Below are 6540 nucleotides of genomic sequence, written 5' to 3' on the forward strand. Positions count from 1 at the left end.
TGCCTATGTCCGTGGTCGACCGACAGGAGTGGGACGTCGTCGTGGTCGGCGCCGGCGGCGCGGGCCTGCGCGCCGCCGTCGAGGCGCGCGAGCGGGGCGCCCGTACGGCCGTGATCTGCAAGTCGCTGTTCGGCAAGGCGCACACCGTGATGGCCGAGGGCGGCATCGCCGCGGCGATGGGCAACGTCAACTCCGGCGACAACTGGCAGGTCCACTTCCGCGACACCATGCGCGGCGGCAAGTTCCTCAACCAGTGGCGGATGGCCGAACTGCACGCCCGGGAGGCGCCGCAGCGGGTGTGGGAGCTGGAGACCTGGGGCGCGCTGTTCGACCGCACGAAGGACGGCCGCATCTCGCAGCGCAACTTCGGCGGCCACGAGTACCCGCGCCTGGCGCACGTGGGCGACCGCACCGGCCTCGAACTGATCCGCACCCTCCAGCAGAAGATCGTCGCCCTCCAGCAGGAGGACTTCCGCGAGACCGGGGACTACGAGTCCCGGCTGAAGGTCTTCCAGGAGTGCACGGTCACCCGCGTGCTCAAGGACGGGCCCCGCGTCTCGGGGGTCTTCGGCTACGAACGGGAGACCGGGCGCTTCTTCGTCCTCCAGGCGCCCGCCGTGGTGATCGCCACCGGCGGGATCGGCAAGTCGTTCAAGGTGACGTCCAACTCGTGGGAGTACACCGGCGACGGACACGCGCTGGCGCTGCTGGCCGGGGCGCCGCTGCTGAACATGGAGTTCGTGCAGTTCCACCCGACCGGGATGGTCTGGCCGCCGTCGGTGAAGGGCATCCTCGTCACCGAGTCGGTGCGCGGCGACGGCGGGGTGCTGCGCAACTCCGAGGGCAAGCGGTTCATGTTCGACTACGTCCCGGACGTCTTCAAGGACAAGTACGCCGAGTCCGAGGAGGAGGGCGACCGCTGGTACGACGACCCCGACCACAACCGGCGCCCGCCCGAACTGCTCCCCCGCGACGAGGTGGCCCGCGCCATCAACGCGGAGGTCAAGGCGGGCCGCGGCTCCCCGCACGGCGGGGTCTTCCTGGACGTCTCCACCCGGATGCCGGCCGACGTCATCACACGACGGCTGCCCTCGATGTACCACCAGTTCAAGGAGCTGGCGGACGTCGACATCACGGCGGAGCCGATGGAGGTCGGGCCGACCTGCCACTACGTGATGGGCGGCATCGCCGTCGACTCCGACACCGCGGCGGCCCGCGGGGTGCCGGGGCTGTTCGCGGCCGGTGAGGTGGCCGGCGGCATGCACGGCTCCAACCGGCTCGGCGGCAACTCCCTCTCCGACCTGCTGGTGTTCGGGCGCCGGGCGGGATGGCACGCGGCCGAGTACGCGGGCTCCCTGGCGGACACCCGGCCCCGGGTGGACGACGTACAGGTCGACACGGCCGCCGCCGAGGCGCTGCGCCCGTTCTCCGCGGAGGGCGGGGAACCGGCCGGGGGCCCGCCGGAGAACCCGTACACCGTGCACCAGGAACTCCAGCAGACGATGAACGACCTGGTCGGCATCATCCGCCGCGCGCACGAGATGGAACAGGCCCTCGACAAGCTCGCCGAGCTGCGGGTGCGGGCCCGCCGCGCCGGGGTCGAGGGGCACCGGCAGTTCAACCCGGGCTGGCACCTCGCCCTCGACCTCAGGAACATGCTGCTGGTCAGCGAGTGCGTGGCGCGGGCGGCACTGGAACGCACCGAGTCGCGCGGCGGGCACACCCGTGAGGACCACGCCGCCATGGACCGCGCCTGGCGCAACGTCAACCTGCTGTGCGCGCTCGCCGAACCCGACGACGCCCTCCCCGTCACCGAAGCGGTGCGGGGCCAGATCGCCCTCACCCGGGAGACCACCGAACCCGTCCGCCCCGACCTGCTCGCCCTCTTCGAGAAGGAGGAGCTGGTCAAGTACCTCGCCGAAGAGGAGCTCTACGAGTGAGCAGCTACGAGGCCCGCTTCAAGGTGTGGCGGGGGGACGTGCGGGGCGGTGCCCTGGAGGACTTCCGGGTCGAGGTGAACGACGGCGAGGTGGTGCTCGACATCATCCACCGCCTCCAGGCCACCCAGGCCCCCGACCTCGCCGTGCGCTGGAACTGCAAGGCCGGCAAGTGCGGCTCGTGCTCGGCGGAGATCAACGGGCGCCCCCGGCTGCTGTGCATGACCCGCATGTCGGTCTTCGAACGGGACGAGACGATCACGGTGACCCCGCTGCGGGCCTTCCCCGTGGTCCGCGACCTGGTGACCGACGTCGGCTTCAACTACACCAAGGCCCGGCAGATCCCCGCGTTCGTGCCACCGGAGGGCGTGGGTCCGGGCGAGTACCGGATGATGCAGGAGGACGTGGACCGCCCGCAGGAGTTCCGCAAGTGCATCGAGTGCTTCCTGTGCCAGGACGTCTGCCACGTGGTCCGCGACCACGAGGAGAACAAGCCGGCCTTCGCCGGGCCGCGCTTCCTGATGCGGGTCGCGGAACTCGACATGCATCCGCTGGACGCCGCCGAGGAGTCCGGCCTGGACCGCAAACGCACGGCCCAGGACGAACACGGCCTCGGCTACTGCAACATCACCAAGTGCTGCACGGAGGTCTGCCCCGAGGGCATCAGGATCACGGACAACGCGCTGATCCCGCTGAAGGAACGCGCGGTGGACCGCAAGTACGACCCGCTGGTGTGGCTGGGGTCGAAGATCAGGCGCCGGTCCTAGGCGGTCGCGGTGCCCGGAGGTCGCGGTGACCGGAGGTGGCGGTGACCGGGTGTTCCGGTGACCGGATTCGGATGCCCCGCAACCCGGACGGCCCTCCGGCGCCCGCACCTCTGAGATAGTGTCAGATTCCTCAACAGGCACACCGGTAGGCGCCAGCTCACCACGGGGGCACAGATGAAGATCGAACTCGCCGAACTCCTCACGTCGCTCCGCTCGGAGATCAACCGGGCACGTCTCCAGGCCGCCGGTGAGGACGTGCGGTTCCGGATCGACTCCATCGACCTCGAACTCCAGGTCGCCGCCGAGAAGAGCGCCGACGCGGACGCCGGCGTGCGCTTCTGGGTGATGTCGCTCGGGGCGAAGGGGAGCGTCAAGTCGGCGGAGACGCACACCGTCAGGCTCAGCCTGGCGGCGGAGACGGCCGGCGGTGGCTCCGTACTGACCGGCGACGACGTCTCGAGCCTGCTCGCCGCCGACTGAGCCCCGGGTGAGCCCTCTCGACACCAGCCGGGTGGCGCAGGTCGTCGTCATCGGCTCCGGGGAGAACACCGGGGCCGAGTACGGATCCGGCTACCGGATCAGTCGCCGGCTGATCCTCACCGCCGCCCACCTGCTGGGTACGAGCACTGCTTGCCGGGTGATGCTCGGCGACGACAAGGCCAGGCTGCCGGCCACGGTCGTCTGGCGTGGCTCCGGCTCCGACCTCGCGCTGCTGCGGCTCGACGAGGTCCCCGCCGAACTGGGCCCCGCGCCCGGTGTCCCGCTCGGACGGCTGCCGGACGGCGCGGGAAGCGTGCCGTTCATAGGCATCGGCTTCCCCGCCTACGCGCAACGGGAGGAGACCGAACGGTTCCGGGGGCTGGGACGCCGGGACAGCCGGCAGATCGAAGGCCGCGTCAACCTCGGCTCCAACCTGAAGTCGGGCTACCTCGACCTCACCATCACCACCTCCCCGCCCGCCGAGAAGGGCCCCGGCGGCCAGGACGCCTGGAAAGGCATCTCCGGCATGGCCCTGTTCACCCAGCAGGGCGTCCTCATCGGCGTCCAGACCCACCGTCTCCCCGCCGCCGGCACCGGCAGCGCCGAGGGCGAGTCCCTCGCCACCGCCCTGGCGGACCCGGCGTTCACCGACATCCTCCGGCAGAACCGCGTACGTACGGAGCCGATGCAGGTGGAGGCGTCCGGCCGCGAGCCCGGCCGCCGCCTGCGCTCGGTGCTGTCCCAGCAGGAACTGATCGAAGGCTTCGGGGACTTCGAGAAGAACCTGACCTCCGACCGCCTGCCCTACGTGTCCCCGGGCAGCGAACACGACACGCATCCCGAGGAGTTGTTCACGCGCCTGGTCACCTCCGGTGAACGCGGCGTCCTCCTCGTCGGCGCGGCCGGAACGGGCAAGTCCCGCACCGGCCTCGAGGTCGGGCAGCTCGCCCTCGAGGAGGACTGGCGCGTGCTCCACGTCGTGTCACCGCATCGCCGCGAGTCCAACTCCGAGCAGATCCTCGACGAAATCGCCGAGCACGCGTTCACAGAGGCCGGCTACGTCCTGCTGGTGATCGACCTCGACGAGACCAACCTGGACCTGAACGCCGTCCGGCAGCAACTCCTGCCCGAGGCGCGGCGCCGCGGCGTCTCCCTGGCCCTGCTCGCCTCCGCACGCCCCGGCTGGCTGCTGAGAGCGGACCGCGCGCTGGTCCACGAGCTCTTCGACAAGGTGCCGGTCCGCCAGGACCCCGAGTTCCAGGAGCTCGTCACCCGCAACGCACTGGAGACCCTGGCACCCGCCGCCAAGGAACAGCTGGGCATCGAACGCATGCTCGCACTGAGCGGCAACCGCCCCATCATCGCGCTCCTGGTCGCGCGCGAGATCGAACGCCGGATCAAGGCAGACCTCGAACCGCCCTCGGCCGTCGGCCTGCGCTCCGGCGGTGAACTCGCCGCCTGGCTGCTGAAACGGCTCAGCGAGGACGGTTACACGGTGCCCGGCCGCCGTCCCGACGACCCGCACACCCCCGCCCGGGCCTCCGACGGTCTGGTCGCCGCCGGCGCCGCCGCGGCCGCATGCCCGCAGGAACACCCCGGGGTCGTCGCCGCCGCCCACGCCACACTCACGGAACTGCACGGTTCGGGTGCACAGGCCGAGGGCATCGTCGCGACCCTCGTCTCGCTGGGCTGGCTGGAGCACAGGAACGGTGCGCTGTCCGTCGCCCACGACATCGTCGCCGACCAGCTGATGGAATCGGTGATGCTGCCCGAGCCGCTCCCCGTCCCGGACACCGGGGGCACCCGCGCCATGCTCGCCGGGGGCCTCACCAGCGCCCGCACCATCGGCCGCTTCTCCGTCAACATCGGCCGTCTGGTCAGCGACCTCGCCTTCTCCGAGGGTGCGACGGCGGTCGCCCCCGTGCTCCACGACTGGTTCACCGGGCACGCCACCGCCATCGGCGGCCTGCTGCGCGCCGACTCCAGCGTCGGCGGCTACGCCCTCGGCGCCATCTGCTCCGGTCCGCCCTGGTCCGACGCGGCCATCGAGTGCTGGGGCCAGGTCGTCACTCCTTGGCTCACCGACTTCGGCGGATCCCTCGACGCCCGCCACGTCCTGCACCGTGGCCTGCGCCATCTCCCCGCCGAAGGCGCCGGACTCCTCGTACCGGTCGCCCTCGAATGGCTGAAGGCCCACGGCCTGACGCCCGTCGCCTGCTACGTCACCGGCCCGCTGCTCTCCCGCACCGACGTGTCCGCCGACGCCGTCCACGAAGCCACCTCCACGGCCCTGGCCTGGCTCAATCGCCACACCACCGGTCCGAACACCGGATACGTCCTGCGCGCGCTGCTGGGCCGTACCGATCTGAGTCCCTTCGACACCCGGCGGGTCGTTTCCGCGGCCACCATGTGGCTCAGCCGCCATGCCACCGCCTTCGGCGCCGGGTTCGTCCTCAGCGCCCTGTTCGCCCGGCCCGACCTGACGGCCGAGGACGTCAAGCGGGTCCTCGTGGCGACCTTCGCCTGGCTCGACCAGTACACCACCACCCTGGGGGCCGCCTACATACTGAAGCCGCTCCTGGCCCGGCGGGACCTGGAGCCGTCCGCCCTCCGCGACGCCGTCCGGGCCGGCCTCGGCTGGCTGGCCTCGCACGCGACGACGATCCAGGCGGAGTCGATCATCACCCGGCTGCTCGGCAGTCCCGACCTGCCGCCGGACGAGACGGAGTCGGCACGCTCCCATGCTCTGGACTGGCTCGACCACCACGCCGCCAGCGTGCACGCGGAGTTCGTCCTCGGCCAGCTCCTCGACTGCGCCGACCTGCCGGAGCAGCACGCCCACCGGGTGCGCCTGGCTGCCCTGAACTGGCTCGACCACCACGCGGTGACCGAGACGGCGTCCTACATCGTCAAGCGCGTCCTCGGACTGCCCGGACTCACCGAGGGCGAGGTCCTGCGCGCCGTCACCGCCGCCTTCCGCTGGCTCGACGGCAACCTGAACGGCGACGCGGGACACGTCCTGAGGCCCCTCCTCGCCCGGCCCGACCTGCCGGCCGACGACGCCCGGCGGGCGATCGGCTTCGCCCGCGCCTGGCTCTCCCGGTACAAGGACACCTCGGACGCCGGGTTCGTGCTGGACGCCCTGCTGCCCCGCGACGACCTGGACGCCGAGACCGCCGAGGAAGCGAACGGCATCGCCCGCGACTGGCTCGACGGGTACGCCACCGAGGTCTACGCCGGGCACGTCATTCACCTGCTCGTCAGCCGGGACGGTCGGGAAGCGGGCGGGGCCGCTGGCGGTGGAGCCGGCGGTGACGGCGGCCGCGCGTCCGGCGACCGGTCCGGCCGCGACCGGC

4 protein-coding genes are annotated in these 6540 nt (G+C 71.7%); all 4 read left to right on the forward strand.

Annotated elements, in window-relative coordinates; genetic code table 11:
- Nucleotides 1–5 precede the first annotated feature (5 nt).
- Entirely contained in the window at nt 6–1940 is a 1935-nt protein-coding gene (locus IE172_RS12325) for a fumarate reductase/succinate dehydrogenase flavoprotein subunit (protein WP_190097211.1), read from the forward strand.
- Entirely contained in the window at nt 1937–2704 is a 768-nt protein-coding gene (locus IE172_RS12330; protein WP_190097212.1) for a succinate dehydrogenase/fumarate reductase iron-sulfur subunit, read from the forward strand. The genes IE172_RS12325 and IE172_RS12330 overlap by 4 nt, the downstream gene beginning before the upstream one ends.
- A gap of 174 nt (nt 2705–2878) precedes the next feature.
- Entirely contained in the window at nt 2879–3184 is a 306-nt protein-coding gene (locus tag IE172_RS12335) for a trypco2 family protein (RefSeq protein WP_190097213.1), read from the forward strand.
- Nucleotides 3185–3191: 7 nt separating this feature from the next.
- On the forward strand, nt 3192–6540 hold a 3349-nt coding region (locus IE172_RS12340), incomplete at its 3' end, for a S1 family peptidase (protein WP_190097214.1).

Source organism: Streptomyces griseoflavus (genome assembly GCF_014649995.1).
GTDB classification, from domain to species: domain Bacteria; phylum Actinomycetota; class Actinomycetes; order Streptomycetales; family Streptomycetaceae; genus Streptomyces; species Streptomyces griseoflavus.